Raw genomic sequence first — 23,868 nt, 5'->3', positions numbered from 1 at the left:
TATTTTCCCGTATCTTTGTCAGTTAAAGCATAAAAGAGAATGAAAGAGAGACCAACTAACGAACAAGTTATAATCGTTTTCACAGAGCATCCGATACTCGGCATATTACTGATTCCGTATATTGTGGAAAGGCTGAACGATGGTACCTTGCAATTAGTGGAGCAAGCGTTTCACGCCTCTCCGGAAGCTATGAGCATAATGAGCGAAGCGGAAAGACAAGCTATAGATATCGCTTCATACTATACAGAAAAGTATTTGATGGGTCTCTACTCCCGTGAAAAAACAGTATCACGCTTTCTACATAAGCTATCCGAAGATCCGGAACGAATTAAAAACAATATTCGCCCGTTTATCGAAAAGAAATTGTTGGAGATGCTGGTGTTGATACGGGAAAACGGACTGCCTTTTTATCAGAAACAAGCGGGCAGTAAAATCTTATACGCCCATCATGCTTATCATATAAACCCTCATGACGTAGAAATTCGCGTAACGTTTCATGTTGACAGTAAAACATTCCGTTATCAGTTGCAGTGTTATTATGAAGGGCAACCGTTCTCTTTGAATGAGTTAAAACCTGTGGTTGTACTGACCTCCTCGCCGGCCACCCTATTATTAGGAATGGAGTTATACTTCTTTCCGCACATTGAAAGCGCACGTATCTTACCTTTCACCAAAAAAAGATCGATTAGCGTGGACGCTTCACAGATTGAAAAATACATAGACAACATCGTTATTCCGATTGCACGCTATCACGATATCGAGACTCACGGTTTGAACATTATTGAAGAAGAATGTGCCTGTGAAGCAGTTCTTTCATTCGAAGATGTCACATACAACGGACAAGCATTGCAACTTGCCTTCCGCTATGGAGACCAGACATTCACACCGGATAGTGCTAATGAAAGGAAGAAAATCATTTATCGGAAAACATCCGGTGAAATCGGCTTTTTCCGACGTAATATTACAGTGGAAGAACAAGTTGTCCTACTCTTAACGAATGCCGGTCTGCAGCAATTCAATGGCACGCACTTCCGACTATCTCCCGCAGCTCCCGAGAAGACAATTGTCGAATGGATCAACAATCACCGGGAGATGTTGCAGCAATCCTTTCACCTTATCAGTAATGTAGAGAATGCGTTTTATTGTCTGGATGAGATACGTATCGAGCAAAGTTGCGACGATGAGGTTGACTGGTTTGAACTGTACATCACTGTTGTTATCGGTAATCTGCGTATTCCTTTTTCACGTTTCCGCAAGCATATTCTTGAAGAAAAGAGGGAGTACTTGTTACCTGACGGCCGTATGATTCTCCTGCCTGAAGAGTGGTTCAGCAAATATGCGAACTTACTGGAGATGGGAGTACAAACAGAAAAAGGAATTCGTCTGAAACATACATTTATAGGTGCCGTACAGACAGCTTTAGGTGAGGATGGACTTAAAAAATTCCCGGCGAAGCTGCAAATACGTAACGTTTCCGCGCCGAGAACGCTTAAAGCAACGTTACGCCCCTATCAGCTGAAAGGATTCTCGTGGATGGTACACCTGTATAAACAAGGATTTGGCGGATGCCTGGCAGATGACATGGGACTCGGGAAGACGCTTCAGACTCTTACCCTGCTGCAGTACATATATAAGCCATCCGCTCCCAAACAACCCGCTACTCTGATCGTAGTCCCCACATCGCTACTTCACAACTGGCGACGGGAAGCCAAACGTTTTACAGGGCTCTCAATGGCGGAATACAACAATACCGTGGTTATAGACAAGGAACGTCCGGAAAAATTCTTCGGTCATTTTCACTTGATCTTTACTACGTATGGCATGATGAGAAACAACATTGATACACTCTGTTCTTACCGTTTCGAATACATCGTGCTCGATGAAAGTCAGAATATCAAGAATAGCGAATCGCTCACCTTCCGGTCGGCAATTCAACTGCAAAGCAAACACCGACTTGTACTGACAGGTACTCCTATCGAAAATTCATTAAAGGACCTGTGGGCTCAATTTCATTTTATACAACCGAACTTACTGGGAACGGAAAGCGCATTCCAAAAACAGTTCATAATGCCGATTCGTCAGGGAAACACCCGCATACAAGTGCAGTTACAACAACTGATTGCCCCATTCATCCTCCGCAGAAGCAAGAAAGAGGTAGCTCCGGAACTTCCTGAACTTACCGAAGAAACAATCTACTGCGACATGACTGAAGAGCAGAACACGTATTACGAACAGGAGAAAAACAGCCTGCGAAACATACTTCTCCAGCACTCTCAAAGTACGAACAGACTCCATTCATTCAGTGTACTAAATGGCATTTTGCGTTTACGACAACTCTCTTGTCATCCGCAACTCATTCTTCCTGATTATACCGGAACATCCGGAAAAACCGCACAAATAATCGAAACATTCGATACATTACAAAGTGAAGGCCACAAGGTCCTGATTTTCTCTTCATTCGTCAGACATCTGGAGCTACTGGCCGAAGCTTTCCGAGAACGGAGTTGGAAATATGCCCTATTAACAGGAGCAACCAACAATCGGCCCTCCGAAATTGCTCATTTCACCGAACAAAAAGATGTTCAAGCATTCCTTATTTCACTAAAAGCAGGAGGTGTGGGCCTCAATCTTACGCAAGCCGACTATGTATTTATCATAGATCCCTGGTGGAATCCTGCCGCCGAATCGCAAGCGATCGCCCGTGCCCATCGCATCGGTCAGGACAAACAAGTGATTGCCTATCGCTTCATTACACAAAACAGCATTGAGGAAAAGATTCTGCATCTGCAAGATGAGAAACGAAAACTGGCGGAAACATTTGTTGCCGACAGTGAGTCATTGCCTATATTAAGCAATGAGCAATGGGTAGACTTACTCTAATAATACATAAAGCCTCAATCTATCACAGAGATACGTAAAATGTATTATTTCATCGTATTCCTGAATTTTTTTATCCATATACTCTTATTTTATCCGGTTATCTTTGCCACTGTGAAAATTATAAATAACCCGAAATAATAAATGTATGAAAAACAGGAGCATTACCTACCTATTACTATTTGGTATTTGCAGCATGTTATTCGTTCTGCAATCTTGCCAAGAAACGGATGACCTGCGTTCTGAAATTGATTCGCTTAAGAATCGCGTCCAAATATTGGAAGAGACAGCCAATCAATTGAACACCTCTATCGAAAGTTTACAGTACTTATTGAATGATCCAGTCATTGTGGGTATCACTCCCATCAAAAATGGCTATACTGTAGAATTAAGCGATGGAAAAAGTATTACCGTTATGAGTGGAGAAGCCGTCAATGCACTAGTACCCTCTTTATCTGTAGATAATGAAGGCTATTGGATTTATAGCATAGACGGAGGTGCTACTTATATGCCTTTGAAGGACGTTAATGGCAATAAAATATATGCCATTCCAACCAGTAAGCCTAGTGATCCCAGTAAACCTGCCACTCCCATTCAATCTCCCAAGCTAAAGATAGATGCAAATGGTTACTGGCTGATAAGCTATGATAATGGAAAAACATATCAGAACTTAACCAACAACGATGGCAGTAAAATAGAAGCCATTGAAAGTGCTGGTAAAAATTCGATCTTTGACAAAGTGGAATATAACACAACTTCCAAAAAGCTTACAGTTACCTATGCAGACAAAACCATTGAACTTCAAGTGATCGATACTTTCTACTTAAAGGTAAAAGGAATGGAAGATATGCAAATTTTCCCACTAAACGAAACACGTCTTTATGAGGTAGAACAACAAGATGTAACAGAAGCAGTAATAAAAGCTCCTAAAGGATGGAATATTATCTTAAAAGACAATGAACTATCTGTTACTTCTCCTAAGGCAAACGACATAGAGAATAAAGAAGAAATAATCAATATCATCATTACTTCTTCCAAAAACTATATTCGTATAGTACCTCTCAAAGTACAACTACTGACAACAGGTTATGATGCCAATGCATGTGATGCATGGAATAAATACAATTTGGGAGAAGCCGACAATCTATTGCTTGATTTCTCCTATGCAGGTTATAAGCATGGCGAAGTTGCTCCCCCTGATGTATGGTCTTTAGGTTACACAGTATATAATGTAAAAGATTACGGTGCTATTCCCAATGATAATAAGTCTGACCGAGAAGCTCTGACTAAAATATTAGCTAAAATCGGTTCTAAAGTGGATAATGCCAAAGCTATAATTTATTTCCCCAAAGGAGAATACATCTTACACACAGCAGCTGACGATGTAGATGGACAATCACAAACAATCCAGTTATTAATGGGAGGAGTTATTCTAAAAGGTGACGGACGCGACCAAACCATTATAAAAATGGATGCTCCCAACCAACCGAAAGATCCAAATGTCATGTATTCTTCGCCGGTAATGCTGGAAATCAAGCATAATAGCGGACTATCCCAGCTTACTGAAGTTACAGGAAATGCCGATAAGGGAACTTTCTCCGTAGAAGTAGCCTCCACCACAGGCATTAAAGTTGGAGATTGGGTATGTTTACAATTGGTGGATAATAGTCCGGAACTTATCAAAACTGAGTTATCACCTTATCAACCTACTTCAAACATGACTAATCTACATAATGATGGTGTACAAGTCTATGATTATCATTTAGTAGCAGCGATCAACGGACAAACTATCACTTTCAAAGAACCAATCATGCACGCTGTAGATTCACAATGGAAATGGACTATCCAAAAATACCCCCACTATGAAAACGTAGGTGTGGAAGATATGACCTTTGAAGGAAAAGCCAAGGTAGACTTTACCCATCACGGTTCATGGGAGGACGATGGAGCCTACAAACCGATTAATCTAGTCCGTCTAACAAATTCATGGATGCGCCGTGTAGGTTTTCGTAGCGTCAGTGAAGCTAGTTCTATCGTTAATAGTTCGAACGTATCAGTATACGACGTAATCATTGATGGTAACCGCGGACATGCAGCCATTCGTTCGCAAGCCTCATCACGTGTATTTATAGGTAAAGTGACAGATAAGTCAAATGGATTCCTTATAGACAACAGAAATGTATATGAACAAGGAGCAGGACAATATCATGCATGTGGCGTTTCCAAGCAAAGTATAGGTGCTGTACTTTGGAATGTAGACTGGGGAACCGATGCTTGTTTTGAGTCTCACGCAACACAACCTCGTGCTACATTGATTGACCGTTGTACAGGTGGTTTTATGAGATTCCGCCAAGGGGGTGATTATAATCAAATGCCTAATCATTTAGCCGATCTGACTTTATGGAACTTTAACGCAAAGAATAATGTCACAGATTCTCCATTTATTTGGTGGGATAGTAATTCTCTTTGGTGGAAATTCCTTCCCCCAATCGTAGTTGGCTATCATGGCGGAAGCATTAACTTCAATGAAAGCCAAATGAAATTGAATGAGGAACAAGGTAAAACAGTCACTCCATATTCACTTTACGAAGCCCAATTGCGCAAACGTTTAGGTGCAGTTCCGGCTTGGTTAAATTCACTCCAGTAATAACTTTAAAAACAAAATACAATTATGAAGAAACTTTGGTACGTATGTATGTTACTGACTTTATGTCTGATAGGATGTAATAAGACAGACGACTTGTGGGACGACGTTAACGATTTAAAGACTCGTGTTACCGCCCTTGAAAAAACCGTTCAAGATTTGAACTGGAACATTGAAGCTGTACGCGAACTTTGCAAGGAAGGCGCTACCATTACTGATATTGAATTAAAGGATGGTATATATACAATAACATTAAGCAACGGCAAGACACTCAAACTCGTTGAGGAAACCGGAGCTGGTGCCTTGATTCCACAAATGGGGATTGATAACGATGGTTATTGGACCGTCAGCTATGACAACGGAGTCACTTTTACACAACTGAAAGATAAAAGTGGAAATCCTATAAAAGCAACTGCAGAAAATGGAAAGACTCCTCTTTTCCAGATCGATGCAGAAACAGGATACTGGCAAGTCAGCTACGACGGTACTACTTATGAAAATGTGAAAGACTCTGCTGGCAATCCCGTAAAAGCTACTGACGGGGAAGCCGTAAAAGATAAATTCTTCAACTCTGTAGAAAAGGTTGGCAACAGCTTTAATATTGAATTAAGAGATGGCACAAAGTTATCTATCCCTATCATCAGCAACTTCTACTGCAAGTTTGATGAAAGTATTGTAGGTGTACAAAGAATCGCAGCAGGATCTACGAAAGATTTCATTGTACACATGAAGGGTGTAGAATCTTATATCATTACTGCTCCCGAAGGTTGGGAAGCGACTTTATCTGAACCGTCCGCAGATAATGATGAAGGAACATTGACAATAAAAGCTCCTGCAACAATAAAGACTTTATCGCGTGCTGTTGCTGATAATACAAAAGATGTGTCTATTCTCGCTACTTCAGGATCGTATGCTGCCATTGCAAAAATACAGGTAGAACTCGGAGAAGCAGAAACACGGATTGACTATTATACCTTATACAATAATGGGCAAGACATCGAAATCGGAGATCTAAAAGTTAATAAGAATGATTATGGCACTCCTATCTTATACAAAGCGGCAGATATGACTGAAGAACTTAACTTAATGAATGACATATCCCAAAAAGCAGGTGCTAAGGTCTTACTATTTTTAGAAAATGGAGAATACAACTTCATTGTAGACAAAATTGCCAAAATCAATGCAGAGATTGTCATTATAGGGCGATACAGTGATAGCAAACCAACGTTACAGCCAAAATTATGTTGGAACTTGATAAGTGGAAAGCTTATCTTCAAGAATCTACATATCGATATGAGCCAGATTAATGGTGCTTCAAATGCAACATATCTATTCAATAACGCGAGTGCAACTGAAAGTTTCAATAATTTATCTATTGAAGATTGTGAAATAACAGAGATGCAAAAGAATTTATTTGTTACTTCCAGCGGCAATTCCCTCACATTTGGAATTAATACTATACATTTGAAAAATAATCGTTTCTTATTGAATGCTCCCGCTAAAACCGGAACTACTGATACTAGTATTGTACTATTCAATCTTGGAAAAACATCTAATATGGACGCTTTTCAGAAGCTAACAATGGATAATAATCTAATCTACAACCCAGTTGCTATAAAAGGACAGATTTTCGGATGGACAAATGGTACTGCCCAATCCCCTGATCAACAATCTATAAAAGTTCTGTTACAAAACAACACAATTATCAATTTTGTTGGAGCCAATTATCATTTAAAAGTATATGACGCACAGTCCATAACAATTAAAAAGAATGCTTTCTACGGAGATCCTTCATCTGCTTTAAGTTCCAACTTATGCGCTGTATATAAAGCTGGTAGTAATCCAACATTTGATGTTCAGGAAAATATAGCTTTTGGCCTTGCAGGTTCTGGAAAATGGGTTAATTTTCCATCGGCCTCCACTAGTAGACCGAGTAATCCCACTACAGATCAATTAACCTACCTTACCGAAAATCCATTCAATGCAACAGATTTTAGTACAGGAGACTATAGCTTAAAAGCTCCATATACAGATTACGGAATGCAAAATAGATAAATAGCCTTTATAGTTAACTAAAAAAGAGGGTGTCACTTCATTTTCGGACACCCTCATTTTTATATTATCATAAATTTATCTTAATATCCCATCCCAAACTGCCACAACGGCACCACATTCATAAAGCCTCTCTCAACATCATCCTTCACCACAAATCCTTTCTGTACATCCTGAATTTGCTTTTGTCCCTTTTTTCTTTCCCCCACCTCAAATGTCATATCATCAATCAAGAAATCAAAAACAGGAGAAGCTATTACATCCGAAAAGATGCGGGTCTGGTTCAAAAAAGAAAGTCCCTACATTTGATACATGACACCGCGAAGACTCAAATCAGAATCTCCTTTATTAATATCCAATACAGATGGACCTGTAAAAACAATATTCAACTCTGAATGATAATCGTAAATTAAATTAAGCTCTTCCGACTAATTTTTATATTTATAAATTTCTTCAATAAACAGGCATTTGCCCCAATCTTTACAAAAGCATCTGCCAAGTCGAACAAACAACGGCTGGCTTGAATACGATTATTTGCACTATAACAGTGCAAATAACAAAATAAATCGCACTCTTATAGTGCAATTTCAGCTAAAGCCATATCTTTTCCCTCACCACCTTGCGGAAAAACTTTTTTAATCTATCTTTGCACCCAAAACAACGCTACATGAAATACAAACTTATCGTGCTCGACCTTGACGGCACACTCACCAATTCTAAAAAAGAAATCACTCCCCGCAACAGGGAAACCCTAATACGTATACAAGAGCAAGGAATACGACTCGTATTAGCTTCCGGACGACCTACTTATGGTATTGTACCATTAGCCAACGAATTACGGATGAATGAATTCGGAGGTTTCATTCTTTCCTATAACGGAGGTGAAATTATCAATTGGGAAACAAAAGAGATGGTATATGAAAATGTGTTACCTAATGAAGTTGTTCCGATGCTCTACGAATGTGCCCGTACTCACCAACTAAGTATATTAACCTATGACGGAGCAGATATAATAACAGAAAACTCTCAAGACCCATACGTACAGAAAGAGGCCTTTCTCAATAAAATGGCAGTACGAGAAACAAACGACTTCCTCACAGAGATCACGCTTCCTGTAGCCAAATGCCTCATCGTGGGAGACGCAGATAAACTCATTCCGCTTGAAGCAGAACTTAGTCTCCGGCTACAAGGACATATTAACGTTTTCCGTTCAGAACCCTATTTTCTCGAATTAGTCCCGCAAGGTATCGACAAAGCTCTTTCTCTGGCCGTCCTGTTAAAAGAAATAGGAGTAGCACGTGAAGAAGTTATAGCCATAGGTGATGGATATAATGACCTATCCATGATTAGGTTTGCAGGACTGGGGATTGCCATGGGAAATGCTCAAGAACCTGTAAAGAAAGCAGCAGATTACATCACTCTAAGTAACGAAGAAGACGGTGTAGCAGAAGCAATCAAGAAGTTTTGCAATCAACAATAGCCAAACATTTACTGGCATGCCGGCAGAGTTTTAGTTTCTCGGTGAGAAACCTTTGGTTTCAAGGAATGAAACTATTGGTTCCTCGGTGTGAAACTGTTAGTTTCATACCGGGAAACAAATCACATTACTGGTAAAAACGACCCGACACTTAAAATCAACCGATTAAAGATAGGGCGCATATTCAGATTTTATACTAACTTTGCGATTCCAATAAAACAAATATAAAATGTTATGGAACATCAACTTACCATTTACAACACCTTAGATAGAAAGAAAGAGTTGTTTATACCGCTTCATGCACCTCATGTAGGCATGTATGTGTGTGGACCGACTGTTTACGGAGATGCCCATTTAGGACACGCCCGTCCGGCTATAACCTTCGATGTGTTATTCCGCTATCTCACCCACCTAGGATATAAAGTACGCTACGTACGAAATATTACCGACGTAGGTCATCTGGAACACGATGCCGATGACGGAGAAGACAAGATCGCCAAGAAAGCACGTCTGGAAGAGTTGGAACCAATGGAGGTTGTTCAATATTTCCTGAACCGCTATCATAAAGCAATGGAAGCGTTGAATGTACTTTCTCCAAGCATTGAGCCACATGCTTCAGGACATATCATTGAACAAATCCAACTGGTACAGAAGATTTTGGATGCCGGATATGCCTATGAAAGCGAAGGCTCCGTCTACTTCGATGTAGCCAAATACAATAAAGATTACCACTACGGAAAACTTTCCGGACGTAATCTGGACGACGTATTAAATACCACCCGTGACCTCGACGGACAAAGCGAAAAACGCAATCCCGCCGACTTCGCCCTTTGGAAAAAGGCACAACCTGAACATATCATGCGCTGGCCGTCTCCATGGAGCGACGGTTTCCCCGGATGGCACGCCGAATGTACCGCTATGGGACGTAAATACCTGGGTGAACACTTCGATATTCACGGAGGAGGAATGGACTTGATTTTCCCTCACCACGAATGTGAAATCGCACAATCGGTAGCTTCACAAGGCGATGACATGGTTCACTACTGGATGCACAACAACATGATTACCATCAACGGAACCAAGATGGGTAAATCACTTGGCAACTTCATCACTCTGGACGAATTCTTCACCGGTACTCATAAGCTGCTGGCGCAAGCCTATACACCAATGACAATCCGTTTCTTCATCCTGCAAGCTCATTACCGCAGCACGGTAGACTTTAGCAATGAAGCACTGCAAGCATCCGAAAAAGGCCTGCAGCGTCTGATGGAAGCCATTGACGCATTGGATAAGATAACTCCCTCATCGACAACTTCAGAGGGAATCAACGTGAAAGAACTGCGCGCTAAATGCTACGAAGCAATGAATGACGACTTGAATACACCGATTGTCATCGCACAGCTTTTCGAAGGCGCCCGCATTATAAACAATATCATTGCCGGCAATGCCACCATCTCCGCCGAAGACCTGAAAGACCTGAAAGAAACATTTCATCTGTTCAGTTTCGACATCATGGGATTGAAAGAAGAAAAAGGCTCTTCAGATGGTCGTGAAGCAGCTTACGGCAAGGTAGTAGATATGTTACTGGAACAACGTATGAAAGCGAAAGCCAACAAAGACTGGGCTACTTCCGACGAAATCCGCAACACACTGACAGCACTCGGATTTGAAATCAAAGATACCAAAGACGGTTTCGAATGGAGACTGAATAAATAACAAGAAAAGAAAGTGCCCAACGCACCGTATAACTGCAGAGAAGACCGGCTCAACACGAACCGGTCTTCTCTTTTTTCATAGAAACATGATAACTAATACCCTCTCTTTAAATTCTTATTTTCTCTTATCTTATTCACTAATTATTTATTTTCCATGAGCATTTCAACCGGCTGTCCATGCTGACAAGTTACCGTCAGTACGGTCTGATCTCCCTGCTGTTCCAACCGGACATTTTCCATCGGACTTGTCAATGTCCAATGCCCTTTAAGCCGTATCTCCTTAGTAATAGGACGACTGGGTTCTTTCGTTGTATACGTCTTCTCTTCTATATTCAGATTCGGATCACAGACGCTTAAACGGATCCCCTTATCAGATTCCTTTGCATACATCACCATTGTTTCCGCAGGAATAGCCACGAACACTTTATCAGTGGCAGGCTGATAAGCTTCAAAAGCAGCATACGCCGTGATACCAGTCTTTTTATCATAAACAACGTGAGCAGTCTGATCCCGTTGCAACACCTCGTATGCAGGAGTTTTGCGCAGTTCGTCGAGATCGGAAGCAGAAGGCTGTATCAATACCATATATTCATAAGTCCCCTCTTTCGGCGCCTTGCCATGTTCTATCCAGGCAGAAGAAAATTTTCCTTTGGTTATTTCACGCGTCTTTTCATGCCGCGATTCCTGTTCTGCCACCTGTGCGCGAACGGTTCCGTCCACTACATGATAATAATTGTCATAACCATCATGAAGCCAATAGTTATCCTCTCCTACTTTGGGCTCCTTACCATTATATTTTGTCTGGAAAAGAGTCGTTTCCGTAGGATAATCCGCATTGGAGTTCGAAATACCTGTTCCCAGGCAAACCATCCGGTTATCAAAACAGAATACGGATTTACGGGCCACAAAGTCCGGTGTAAAATTCTCATAATCCCGTTCTGCCAACTTCATAGCGAACATTCCATTTTTACCATCTAAAGAACTGCTTCCGGAGAAATTCTCTTTGGAGCGTGCCATAGTCGTTCCTTTCAATGGGCTATCAAGCAAGTCGAAAGGCAAATGAATGGTAGTTGTACCCGGCAAACGGTTCCAGTCCCATCCCTCCTGCACAAAACCGCTTCCGGCACGTGACACGGGATTTCCTTTCCCCATAATCTGCACGGAGCCATAACTCTGATAACGTCCGTAACGGTTATCTTTCGTATAAATTTCAGATCCCCATACGTCAGTGGTATACCCTTTCAATGTCACCATCCAGTCCGCACGACGAAAAATGCCTGCCGAACCATAGTTGTAAACGAAGAATCCCTGTGGAGCCTGTGCCGGTTGAATACCTTCCTTCTTGAAGAAACGCGCATTCGGAGTATCACTATTGCGTATCAGACGTAAATAGTCGGCAGCCAGACCACGATCAAACGTATTTCCCTGACCGGACAAATCGCCGGATAAAGCGATATTGGCAAATGCTTCGATATCATCGCTTCCCATCTTCCCTCCAAAAGGATGACGGCCACTGATTCCGATGCCCCATTCATAGAAATTGCAATAATTGCGCATAGCAATAAAGGCTGATTTCATGTGTTTGCGCGCATCTTCGGTCAGTTCAAAACTTGTACCATTGGTAAATGCAATATATTCTCCTACAGTCGCAAGTACTCCAGTGGTATATCCCGGATAGAAACCGCCATGATGAAAAGTCGTACCGTCTACCTTTATACCACCGATCGTTCCCGGAGTATAACGCAAAGAAGAAGATAACCAACGTGACAAGCCGCTCAAAGCTCGCGCCTGTTCTCTTGCATCGGGAAACATCATAGCAGAGATAAATTTCGCCATCAATAATGTATGCCAGGAATCCAACAATTCATCACGTGTTGGAGAGCATGGCTGACGAGTTTCCTGCAAAGCAGCCCAAAAACGCAATGTGGAAAGATAAGCTTCCCGATGAGAATGTTTGTAGATTGCATCGCGCATCAGCCAGGCAGTCGTATATATCTTACGCACCTGATATCCATAATGGTGATTGGTACCCATACCGCTACCATATGCAAATCCCTGGTCAATAGCATAATCGAATACGGTAAAATAATTCTTCTTTGACGTTTCGTTCTGATTATAATAAGCATCATAAGCAAAACCGGAAAGCATTGTTTCAATATCATTCCATGACATTTCCCCTTTCTTCTTGTCCTGTTCATCAGGAGCAACAATAGGGGTTCCTATAAATCCCGTTCCGGCGATGGACGGACTAATTGCAGCCTTCTCAAATGTCTTATAGGCAGCATTAATCGCTCCTTGGGGTGCCTTCTTTACTTCCAAAAAATCTGTCAAACGTTGTTCGATAGTCTTCAGTTCCTTCTTTTGCTCGCTTGTCAATTTAGAAGGCAGAGGAATATCATACGACTGTTGTTCCCATTTCCACACGAGACACCAATGCCACAGGTCACGATTAGACAATCCATTATTAGTAGGCAACTGCTGATCGGGGGTGGTACGAAGATTCATTTTCTTTTCCGGGAAAATCAGACGGTCAAGAAAGATACGCCCCTTCCGTTGCGGGGCAACCAGCCGATAAGCTACGATCTTCTTATCTTTCTTATCTCCCTGCATATACTCAAAAGAGATCCAGCAAGCCCGCCAACCTGCTGCCTGCAAACGATAAGAAAACCAATAAGAGACTTCTCCCTCCTTATTCAGAAACTCAAAACGAATGGAATCCTGCTGTGGTTTCTCATTATAAATCCACAAGGTAATGCCGAACTGCTTCTCGTTTCTCGTATTCAACGATAAAGGAGCAATTTGAACATCCAGCGTAGAACCGGGTTGAAAGTCCCATTCCAGACTACTTTCACCCTCTTTGTAAAAAAGAGAAGAGATTTTCACTTCTCCCTTTCCGGAAACTTTAAATGCTTCGGGTACTTCCTCTTCAAATCCGATGAGTTGAGCGAAAGTTGAAGGAATGATTCCCAAAAGGAATAATATTATAAAACAACTACTTTTCATTACTGAATTGTTATCTTTTTTAGGCACGGATTACACGGATGAATGCGGCTACTTTGCAACAATGACAACACTAAAGACCGTGAAATCCGTGTAATCTGTGCCTAAATGATTATATTAAGAATACATAAATCGTTAATAAGGAATCCGATCCGACAGAATCTTTTCCGTATACCAGGGATCGTTAATCTCCTTCAACATAGCTCCCATTTCACCGCAAAGTTGTACCACAATTTCCTTATTTTCTTCCAAAGGCAAGTTATGCAGTTGATATGGATCTTTTACATCATCGAATAAAAGGCTTTTCTTCAATTGCTTCGTATCACGGTCGATATATAAAGCCAACGTATATTGAGCGGTCTTGATACCTCTTGAGGAAGGAAAATAAGTCTGTACCAATCCATTTTCATCTTTATCACCATCTATATTCTGGATATACAACGCACCGGTAGGGCGAACGATTTCCGCCTTTTCATCGAAGAAAAGAGGAGCAAAATTACGCCCCTGCACTTCTGCCGGAATAGAATCACCCAGCCCGCACAGGCCAAGTACCGTAGGCATAATATCAGGAGCAGAAAGCAATAAATCATCCACCCTCGGCTGAATCTTACCGGGGAAACGAACCAGGAACGGAATATTCATAGATTCGGAATAAGGGGAATTCTTCGGATCATCAGTGCGCTGGCTACACATCGTTTCACCATGATCGGAAGCAAAGATGACAACTGTGTTCTTATCTAATCCCATCGCTTTCAATGTTTCCAGAATCTGACCGAAAGCACGGTCTACACCTGTTACGGAAGCGAAATAATAGCGGGCGGATGCTGCCTTCTTCATTTTTAAATCGACATTCGGACGAATCAACAGACTATCCAGAGGCTGGTCTTTATAAAGATTGAAATCCTGTTCTTCACAGTCATTCAAAGAACGGTACGGACTGTGAGGGGGATTCATACCTACCATAATAAAGAACGGTTTCTTGGTATCACGTACGTTGCCCTCATTTTTCAGATAAGAAATGACTTTACCTGCCTCATGCAGGGGCGACCACTCTTTCGGATCGTGTCTCTTGCCGTCTGTATCCCAATAATGCGGGTTCTTGTGCTCATCAAATGTACCATAAGAATACCAGTAATTAAAACCATGACGACGTTCTTTCGGAGTATAAGCATCCCATGCCGGACGTTTCTCTTCCACATATTGGCCCGGATGTTCGGGATCGTTCGGAGTTGGGAAGTCAGCATGAAGTTTGCCGAAATAGGCACAATCGTAACCTGCTTTACTGAATACATCGCCAATACATTCCGCATCTTCGCGTAAGGAACTGATCGGACGTGTGGAGTTACAATTCAATGGCACACCGCTTTTATTCGGGTACATACCGGTCAATAACATTCCACGATGAGGGCTACTCAACGGACAGTTACTCTGTGCAGACGACAGTACCATCGATTCACGCGCAAACGCATCCAAGTTGGGAGTATGCACGGGATCTCCTTTAAAATTTACTTTATCCCGGAATCCGTCCTGGTTCCAAAAGCCCATCGCCTGATTACGGTATTGATCGGGAAATACATAGATTATATTGGGATGTTCAGCTTGTTGGGTCACTTGCTTCGGAGCCTTGCAACCCTGTGCAACAAACAGTGTCAGGCCTCCTACAAGGAGGTTAATAGGTTTGTTCATGATAGTTTACGATAAATGATTTAAACAGGTTAGTGATAAATGATAAGAGGGGAATAATAAACAATCAATGCTGAATGATAAACGGTAAACATGTTACGTTAGAATCTGTAGAGTATTCATCGTTCACTGTTTACCGTTCATTATTTTTTGTTATTTCTTATTCCTTATTTCTTTTCCAAATCTCTTTTACGCATCAGTCCTTCCAGGAAGTAGTAGTCAGCATAGTTCAGAGGGACATCGATTTCCTGACCGTGAGGAATACTACCTACTGAATGCATCAGGATGAAGTTTCCATTTGTTCCAACCTTCGCACGATAAGCAGGCGAGCCTAAACTTTCCATAATCTTATCAGCGGTTTCCTTATAGTGATTACCCGGCAGGTAGCCATCCAGTTCGTAAAGAGCAGAAGCTGTACAAGCGGCAGCAGAAGCATCACGCGGTTCGTTCGGAATATTCGGAGCATCGTAATCCCAATAAGGAACGAGATCTTCCGGCATATTCTTATTATTAAATATAAAATTATATACTTTTTGTACCTGGTCGAGATATTTCTTGTCTTTCGTATAACGATAGCAAGTAGTATATCCGTAGAGTGCCCAAGCTTGTCCGCGCGCCCAAGCCGATTCGTCCGCATATCCCTGCGCAGTTTGTCTCTTACGCACTTCACCTGTCTCCGGATCATAATCTACCACATGGTAGCAACTATTATCCGGTCGGAAATGGTGAGCCATCGTTGTATCAGCATGTTTCACTGCAATATTATAGAAAGTAGAATCACCGGAAAGAGTGGTTGCTTCAAATAAAAGTTCGAGATTCATCATATTATCAATAATCACCGGACATTTCCATCCACGTGTTCCCTGCCAGCCTCTATCGGCATCCCATGACTGGATAACGCCCGCGTTCGGACGAAAACGAGTAGAAAGTGACTTGGCTGTTTCAATGATTACATCTTTATATTCTTTCTTGTCCGCAAAACGGTAGCCGTTCAGATAACTGCAACCGATCATAAAGCCTACATCATGATGCCACTTCAGATATTTTACCGAATCGAGAGCTTCCGTATATTTTTCGGCCAATGGTAACCATTTCTGATCTCCGGTCAGATTATATGTGAGCCACATACTGCCGGGGAAGAAACCGGAACACCAGTCTTCGATAGGTATATAGGATATACTACCGTCTTCGTTGATGGTTCTTGGATTCAGGATCTTACCGGATTTTTCAATAATGTCCGTTTGAATCGTGTTTTGTGCAACTGCGTTGTCGATGTTGTCCTGAATAAAGTCTACTTCAACCTTTTTTTGTCCACCGCAACTCGTTAAGATCAAAAGGGAAAATCCTAATGCGCTAAGAATTGTTTTCATAATACAGGGATTATTTGTTAAGTGATTAATTTTCTTGATGGCAAAAGTAGTGCATTTAAATAGATTTGACCGACCCAAATAATCCAAATGAAGGACAATTTTGGTACATTTTGATCTAAAAGAACGTGTTTGCATAGATATTCCTAAAAACAAACTACAAAAAATGTCCAAAGGGCTCTACCCAATTCCAAGAATACGACTTATAAGATAGTTTATTCTTAACTCCTCAATCAAATTCCCCACAAATGATTCGGTTTATCCCCCATAACAAGTATAAGCTTTCCCCCCTTCAGCAGTTCCGAAGCTTGAAAGTAAAAAGAATTCAATGTTTTTCCATTCAAAACCGCACTCTGAATATACTTGTTTTTTCTTGAAACATTCTTTGCTTCAATAACAAAACAATCACCACGCCCATAAAGCCCACCTAAATTTATAACAACTTTCTCAAAAAGAGGACTACCTATCTCATATATAGGATTGACTCTACATCCTCCATCCGTTTGGAATAATCCTAATGCAGCCATCACAAACCAAGCACTCATCTGCCCTTGATCCTCATCACCAAGATAAGCATTAGCCACACCACTGCCATAATATCTATCTATAATTGAACGTGACCATTTCTGAGTCAGCCAGGGCTTTTTTGCCCAGTTAAACAAGAATGCAAAATGCATAGATTGCTGGTTTCCTTGCACAACCGGGTAGTCCCAATATTGATCATTTGGAGCATTATATCTCCATTGCTCACTAACTTCAAATCCCCAATTAAGACGTTCTACAAAATTCTTCTCACCGATTGTTTCTATAAGAGCAGGGACGTCCTGTGGTACAAAAAAAGTAAGTTGCCAAGCATTACCTTCCACATAATGTTGATTACGTCCCGTAAGAAAAGGATCGAAATCAGAAACAAATTTTCCGTCTGCCCGTCGCATATGAGCATAGCCGGTTTCAGGATTAATAGCATTCTTCCACCAATAGCCACGTTCATTAAAAACGTTATAATCATCAGATTTGCCCAGAGCTTTTGCCATTTGACCAACAGTCCAGTCATCATAAGAGTATTCCAGTGAATTAGAGAACCGCCCCTTCTCAATGGGTACATATCGGTATTTTAGGTATTCAACAAGATCACGGTTTCCTGCAAATCCACCTCCTATGTGCACAGCAGGAGTAGTTTGCATCTTTTTCATAGCATTAAAAGCCTTTTCCGAATCAAAATCTCGAATTCCCATCTGATATGCAGATACTATTAAAGGAATCTCATGTTCGGCTACCATCACTGGTATATATTCCATTCCGGCCGGACCTTTGGCTAGCCATCCATTTGAATCATACATTGCCAATTGTGAATTCACCCATTTAGATGACCACTCAGGAGTAACCAAATTCCAGAACTGATTTAAATTCCAGAATGTATTCCAAAAAGCATCACATCCTAAAGCCAAATGATCGGGATTTGATAGTTTACGTACTTTTTCATCAGCCGATACCCACTCTCCATTTACATCACTAAATAGGTTACGGCAAAGCGCACGATACATATTAGAATAAAAACGAATCTTTTCTAATCTATCATTAGTAGAAATAACAACTCTATTAAGAAAACTATTCCATACTTCTTTCTGATACTTTACCACAGCATCAAAATCCCAACCGAAACGCTCTGAAATCTCCTTATTCAAGTTTTCAGAGGCGTTGCTTACACTAACATACGACAATCCTGTACGAAGCTGAACTATGGGGTATTTTTTTGTGTCAAATTCCACAAATAAACCTGCATCACTAAGCTCTTCTCCCGAAATTTGAGATGTATCAAAGACCTCATCATTTTTCCATCCTCCCACTTTTTTTATCGGAGCATCAAACTCTATAACGAAATTAACAACATATTCCTGTTCGGCATCTTTACCCCATATACGAGAAGAAACTTGTCGACAGCACCCCTCAATACGCTTATTACTGACCTTATTAATATCAACATCAAACAACTTATAATCATATTCAGCCTGAATGTGCAAATCAATCATCACACGCCCATCCTTATCTTGAGGAAAACTATATCGTTGGAAACTGGCACGTTCTGTGGCAGTCGCCTCCACTTTGATCTGCGTATCAGCCAGAAATACCTTATAATAACCTAATGGAGCTTCTTCAGTTCTCTTCTCAATTCGAGAACGGTAACCTTTATCAGGACAAAACTGATCTCCTACTTTTGTATAAAGTTCACCATTTGTCGGCATCATGCCTAATCCTGCCATAGTCCACTCATGTATATGACTAAAACACCCTATTGTCTCAAATGTTGGCTGATAACCCGCTTGCCAACCTTTATTCTGATTATCAGGACTTAACTTAACCATACTAAATGGCATCCAAGGGCCAGGAGCAATCATCCAACGAGAATGTGCAGTCCCCATTTTCGTGTCAACATAATCGGCTAAAGTCTGTTCCTTTTGTGGAGAACGTAAAACAATACCGCTTTCCAATAGTTTACCATCAGAGAATATCTGATATTTACTCTTCACCTTCTTCTTCACTGCAGGCATAGGCACCTCAAATATATAGCGAGCAGTATCAAGTTCAGAGGAAAAGATCAGTTTCCCATCAAGTTTAACTGTTAAATCAGGTTTTCCAGAAAGGTGTTCAATGTCCACCAACAAAGGTTGAATCATTGAGCCACATTGCTTCAACTCATACTCAGCAGGAGACACATTACGAAGAAATGCAGAATTAGATTTTTTTTTCAACGCAATACTGCGAGAACCTTCAAGCCTAACTTGGTCAAACACAATCCAACCACCTTCTAAAACAGAGATTGTAACAATATTACCTCCGTTCTTTAAATCAGAAGCAGCAACAGGAACTTCCAAGACAACTCCTTGCGAACCACTAACAATTCCATCAAGTACCTTTTCAGATTTTCCTTTTATCTCAAACTTTTTCTCGATAGAATTGATAGAGATCTTGACCAATGATCTTTTTGGATCAGCATCCAATAGATCGACAATCAATCTATACTCTCCACATTCCGGCATTCTATCTAAACCAAATAAGATGTTCGTACTATGAGTGCGCCAACCGGAAGTACGCCAGGTACCTCCCCATACATCATTTGGCCCAGGTAACACATATGGAAAATCCTCATCAGCCTTTGAATAACCAATCAAAAAGTATCTATCTTCATAACCAAAATCTTTTGATAAAAACTTTTTATATTCAGAAGGGCCAAGAGCAAATTCAGAAGCTGAATTGTCAGCTTTGCCTATTTGCCAAATTATATTACTAGCATCTACATTTAACACATATAAAACTGCTACAATACAAGATATAAGATATGTTTTTCCCATAATCTATAAACATAAGATAGGGATGTTTTAATAAAAACACCCCTACCTTATAAAGCTTAAAATAGTTCAAATTCATTAATACGAAGAACATCTCCATCAGCATTTTGCATCGGACGAGTGATCATTAAACGAACATATCGTACCTTAGCCGGAGATTTCATGGTGCGTTGCACGATATTCTGCCGATTACCATCAAAGTTATCAAGTGGCTGCCATTCCTCGTCAAGGCTGTTACGCCCCAATAAGAAACAGGCAGAGGTAACATAACCTTTATCTTCGCGCCCTGCATTCACAAGCTTCCAGCCTGTAAGTGACTTGCTTTCCCCTAAATCAAAATCTGCGTAATTAAGATGTTTTCCGACATCACACCATTTTGTATTATAATTACCATCAATAATTTGATGAGGTTTTTCACGCTCATTATAAGAGCCGGAGAATCCTATAACTTTAGCACCTTTAAGAAGATTATCATACTTAATATCCCCATCATTCAGATTAATAGCATTCTCTTTTATAGCTGTATTAAAATGAACAGATGCAACCTCCACCGGATCCAAAACTTCATTAACTAACGTCGCTGCAAAAAGTACAATCTTTTCATTATTTGGCAATACAATACTACGCGCACCTTTCGGTATATCTATACCTACCTTAAACATATAAGTGAAATTATATGGCTCATCATCCGTAGATGAGTGGCGATGTGTTCCTACAAATGCAATATTCGCATCTTTCAAGTAACCTTTAGTATGCGCCGTATGCCCCCATTGACCTACAAAACCGGTATATGAAGGAATATACACTTTGCTCTCAACATGTCCACTTTTAAATGGAACTGTATAATCCCCATCAGTAGCAGCAGCTAAAACATACAATTTATTGTATGTTCCTTTTTCTGGTAAATACAACGTATCCCCTTTACAGGACATACCATTTGCAGTATCCTTTTCACCGAATTCAAAAGGTATCTGATCAACACAGAGTTTCGAAGGCCACAATTCCGCTGCATATGAATAACCTGCATCAAAATCACCCTCTGCACGGAACTCATTAAAAGAAGAACACTTTTGATTATAGTTCAAAAGAAGATGAGTATATTGCAACTCAAAAGGTTCCAATTCTGATTTTTTGAGACGAACTTTGAAGGTCTTGATAGAAAACGGTTTTATATTCAAAGACAACATATTATCGCTGAATTGAGCTTGAGCTATTTCTTTTTCAGTACCATCAGCCTCACATGCATCTATAATATTACCTGCAAAAGTAATAGTCGCTTTTTGCTTCTTTTCACCACCAATTTCATAAACACGCACCACATATTCATCTGAATTTTCTGCTTTCTTTATCGCTTTAACAATAACATTTTCATTATCTGAAGATGCAAAAGAGAATTCTTTACCCAGAGTACCTTGATGTTTACTTGTAGAGAAAGCTTTTAGCTTTTGGTTCAGCAAATCAGACTTACATACAGTTTTCGGTTTTTCTAATTTTCCGCTATGTCCAACCAGGCTATAAGTAAATGTATGATAACCGAAATCTTGTTTATCCTGATATACATAGCGTTTATTAGTTCCAGGTGTATTAAGGAGAGTAAGACGAATGGTATGATCATCAGGCTTATCCCAACCATATTTACAATCATTCATTACCGTAACACCATAACTGTTATTTTTATCTGTCAGATCAGCCCATTGATGAGCATAAACCTCATATGCAGTAGTAGTGTTATTGCCTCTCTCAATAGAACCTAATCCAAGATCATACATAGCCTTCTGATTAGTTATATTCAATGGGAATTCCGCCTTCAACAATGAATTAGTGGATTGCCAGTCTACTTCATTATAAAAATCAATACGATCAGCGCGACTTCCTTCATACAGACGAATATATTGCTTAAAGCTTGACTCTCCATAATGTTTTTCGATACAAATAGACTTGCGTAGTGTACCATTCTCTACCATCGTTATCTTAACATCATCTGTAATAGATTGAGGAATAGTATCAATTGTTTCCTTCTTAATTTCCCAAGCAGGCCAAACATACGATTTATTTTCAGTAAATAAGGCTAAACGTATTGCTTTGCCTTCTTTAACCAGCTCTTTGTTATGCTGCTTATCAAATAAAGAGATCACATCCCCCTTCTGATCGAGAGACAATTTATAGATTGAATTTTCTAATACAAAAGCATTAGAAGGGATGACAGTACGTTCCGAAGTATTTGAAGTTCGTATATCATATACAGCGTATCCAACAGCAGGAACTGTTGCCTCCAGCAGCAACTTAGCTTTGCCATTGCAGTAACTCAAAAGCTGTGCTGGAACCTTCTTACCATTAGCATCATACACAGAAACACCCTTAGGAGCCTTGGACATTTCTATTTCCACCTCTGCAAGATCGGTAACATTATAGCCCAAAGAATTATAAATAACCACTGGCACACCCTTAGTTTTCGTATCCATCTGGCGAACAACAGCATCCACGGAAGATGTAAGAATACCAGAAAGTTGCTGAAGTGAAATGAGTTCATCATTCCATGAGAACTCATAAGCACGAGGTATACTAGTACCCGTCAAATCGTCATGGAATTGATGAAGAATAAAACGCCGCCAAATTTCCGTAAAAGCTTTCCCCGGATAACAAGCCTGATTCAACCAATCCGCTACAACAGATGAACGTTCTGCAGCATCTGCTAACAATTCATTCTGACGATTATACAATTTCATCGCAGCTTGAGAAGTGTAACATCCAGTACCATGTACATCCATCAGTAACTCACCATTATATCGTGGAAGCTCAGGGTGATTCTTATATGGCATAAAGTCTTTATAAAGTTGATCGCTAGCAGCACTAACAATTTCAACCAATCCATCACCTTCTACGCTTTTATCCACTGTACGCACAGACTCCAATGTAGGAGACCCACCTATATCCCCTGTGCCATAATAACGATAAGCCATATTCAGAGGAGATTGTGCTGTGAATTTAAGTAAATCCTTATTATTGGACAGATCTTCTTCTTTCCAACGTTTATTATAATCTTCACCATGCGCCATCATTATAGTAGAACCATCTATACCTTCCCACAGTCCAATAGTAAATGGGTATTTACTTTTCCCATAGAAAGGATTAGTACGCCATTTTAATTTCTGAGATGAAAATCCGATAAGCCCGCAATGTGAGGCTATGGCTGGTAAAGTCCAACCAAATCCAAAACAGTCAGGTAAAAATATGTCAGTACTTTCTATTCCAAACTCCTTGCGATAATAATCCTGACCCAACATTATATTACGTAATGAAGATTCTATTGACGGCACTAATACGTCCGTAGCATCCCAACTCGCGCCACTCACATGCCAACGTCCGGTCTTGATATACTTCTTCATCTCTTCGTATTGAATAGGAAAATATTCCTTTATCCATGCATACTTGACACCACCCTCAAAATTGAACACATAATTAGGGTATTGTTTAAGAAGCATAAGGTTCTGGTTTACTGTATTCCACACATACTCTTTAATCGTAGTCTGTATGTCCCAGTTCCATTGAGTATCCAAATGCGCATTCGACACAATATATGCTTTTGGCTTTTGTTTCGAAGCAACATCCTGAGCATAAACACTGCCAGACAGCAAAAATACGGAGATTATCAAAGCAATGGTTTTCCTCATTTTTCCAGTTATTATTTTGCTCATAAATATTCTAT

11 protein-coding genes are annotated in these 23,868 nt (G+C 40.4%); 5 read left to right on the top strand and 6 right to left on the bottom strand.

Annotation, left to right across the window (positions count from 1 at the left end):
- Positions 1-39: 39 nt before the first annotated feature.
- The 3 genes from GD631_RS05720 (at position 40) to GD631_RS05710 (ending at position 7,576) form a co-directional block, all read left to right on the top strand.
- The gene (locus tag GD631_RS05720) at positions 40-2,880 is read left to right on the top strand and encodes a DEAD/DEAH box helicase (RefSeq protein ID WP_143256755.1); all 2,841 of its coding nucleotides are present in this window, start codon (positions 40-42) and stop codon (positions 2,878-2,880) included.
- 145 nt (positions 2,881-3,025) lie between these two features.
- On the top strand, positions 3,026-5,524 hold the full coding sequence (locus tag GD631_RS05715; protein ID WP_143256754.1) for a BT3328 family hyaluronic acid endo-lyase: 2,499 nt from the start codon (positions 3,026-3,028) through the stop codon (positions 5,522-5,524).
- Positions 5,525-5,548: 24 nt separating this feature from the next.
- Positions 5,549-7,576: a PL29 family lyase N-terminal domain-containing protein gene (locus tag GD631_RS05710; protein ID WP_143256753.1), complete on the top strand. Its 2,028-nt coding sequence runs from the start codon at positions 5,549-5,551 to the stop codon at positions 7,574-7,576.
- A gap of 80 nt (positions 7,577-7,656) precedes the next feature.
- Here GD631_RS05710 and GD631_RS22125 read toward each other — a convergent pair whose 3' ends face one another.
- Complete coding sequence (locus GD631_RS22125) at positions 7,657-7,860, bottom strand: hypothetical protein (protein ID WP_223225801.1); 204 nt, start codon at positions 7,858-7,860, stop codon at positions 7,657-7,659.
- Between the two features lie 380 nt (positions 7,861-8,240).
- Between GD631_RS22125 and GD631_RS05700 the strand changes: the two genes are divergently transcribed.
- Together GD631_RS05700 and cysS are read left to right on the top strand one after the other, a co-directional pair.
- Positions 8,241-9,053, top strand: a complete 813-nt coding sequence (locus tag GD631_RS05700) for a Cof-type HAD-IIB family hydrolase (RefSeq protein ID WP_143256752.1) — start codon at positions 8,241-8,243, stop codon at positions 9,051-9,053.
- Positions 9,054-9,284: 231 nt separating this feature from the next.
- A complete protein-coding gene (gene cysS, locus GD631_RS05695) occupies positions 9,285-10,766 on the top strand; it encodes a cysteine--tRNA ligase (protein WP_143256751.1) in 1,482 nt (493 codons plus the stop codon).
- A gap of 140 nt (positions 10,767-10,906) precedes the next feature.
- Here the strand turns inward: cysS and GD631_RS05690 are convergent, their stop codons facing one another.
- The 5 genes from GD631_RS05690 to GD631_RS05670 all read right to left on the bottom strand — a co-directional run bounded on the left by GD631_RS05690 (position 10,907) and on the right by GD631_RS05670 (position 23,833).
- Positions 10,907-13,768 carry a chondroitinase family polysaccharide lyase gene (locus GD631_RS05690; protein ID WP_143256750.1) on the bottom strand — a complete coding sequence of 954 codons (2,862 nt, stop codon included), beginning with the start codon at positions 13,766-13,768 and terminating at the stop codon, positions 10,907-10,909.
- 132 nt (positions 13,769-13,900) lie between these two features.
- Positions 13,901-15,451, bottom strand: a complete 1,551-nt coding sequence (locus GD631_RS05685) for a sulfatase family protein (RefSeq protein WP_143256749.1) — start codon at positions 15,449-15,451, stop codon at positions 13,901-13,903.
- Positions 15,452-15,615: 164 nt separating this feature from the next.
- On the bottom strand, positions 15,616-16,818 hold the full coding sequence (locus GD631_RS05680) for a glycoside hydrolase family 88 protein (protein WP_143256748.1): 1,203 nt from the start codon (positions 16,816-16,818) through the stop codon (positions 15,616-15,618).
- Positions 16,819-17,048: 230 nt separating this feature from the next.
- Complete coding sequence (locus GD631_RS05675; protein WP_143256747.1) at positions 17,049-20,165, bottom strand: GH92 family glycosyl hydrolase; 3,117 nt, start codon at positions 20,163-20,165, stop codon at positions 17,049-17,051.
- A 56-nt stretch (positions 20,166-20,221) separates the two neighbouring features.
- Positions 20,222-23,833, bottom strand: coding sequence for a beta-sandwich domain-containing protein (locus GD631_RS05670; RefSeq protein ID WP_143257075.1), 3,612 nt, complete (start codon positions 23,831-23,833; stop codon positions 20,222-20,224).
- Between the last annotated feature and the right edge of the window lie 35 nt (positions 23,834-23,868).

The sequence above is a fragment of the Bacteroides luhongzhouii genome, assembly GCF_009193295.2.
GTDB lineage: Bacteria > Bacteroidota > Bacteroidia > Bacteroidales > Bacteroidaceae > Bacteroides > Bacteroides luhongzhouii.
The sequence above is the reverse complement of the archived record's forward strand: the minus strand, read 5'-3'. Positions and strand labels throughout refer to the sequence as shown.

Bases quoted from the DNA above. Each gene is read 5' to 3' on its own strand.
- GD631_RS05670 (WP_143257075.1), bottom strand. From the start codon at position 23,833: ATGAGGAAAACCATTGCTTTGATAATCTCCGTATTTTTGCTGTCTGGC.
- GD631_RS05720 (WP_143256755.1), top strand. From the start codon at position 40: ATGAAAGAGAGACCAACTAACGAACAAGTTATAATCGTTTTCACAGAG.
- GD631_RS05685 (WP_143256749.1), bottom strand. From the start codon at position 15,451: ATGAACAAACCTATTAACCTCCTTGTAGGAGGCCTGACACTGTTTGTT.
- GD631_RS05700 (WP_143256752.1), top strand. From the start codon at position 8,241: ATGAAATACAAACTTATCGTGCTCGACCTTGACGGCACACTCACCAAT.
- GD631_RS05715 (WP_143256754.1), top strand. From the start codon at position 3,026: ATGAAAAACAGGAGCATTACCTACCTATTACTATTTGGTATTTGCAGC.
- GD631_RS05680 (WP_143256748.1), bottom strand. From the start codon at position 16,818: ATGAAAACAATTCTTAGCGCATTAGGATTTTCCCTTTTGATCTTAACG.
- GD631_RS05675 (WP_143256747.1), bottom strand. From the start codon at position 20,165: ATGGGAAAAACATATCTTATATCTTGTATTGTAGCAGTTTTATATGTG.
- GD631_RS05710 (WP_143256753.1), top strand. From the start codon at position 5,549: ATGAAGAAACTTTGGTACGTATGTATGTTACTGACTTTATGTCTGATA.
- GD631_RS05690 (WP_143256750.1), bottom strand. From the start codon at position 13,768: ATGAAAAGTAGTTGTTTTATAATATTATTCCTTTTGGGAATCATTCCT.
- cysS (WP_143256751.1), top strand. From the start codon at position 9,285: ATGGAACATCAACTTACCATTTACAACACCTTAGATAGAAAGAAAGAG.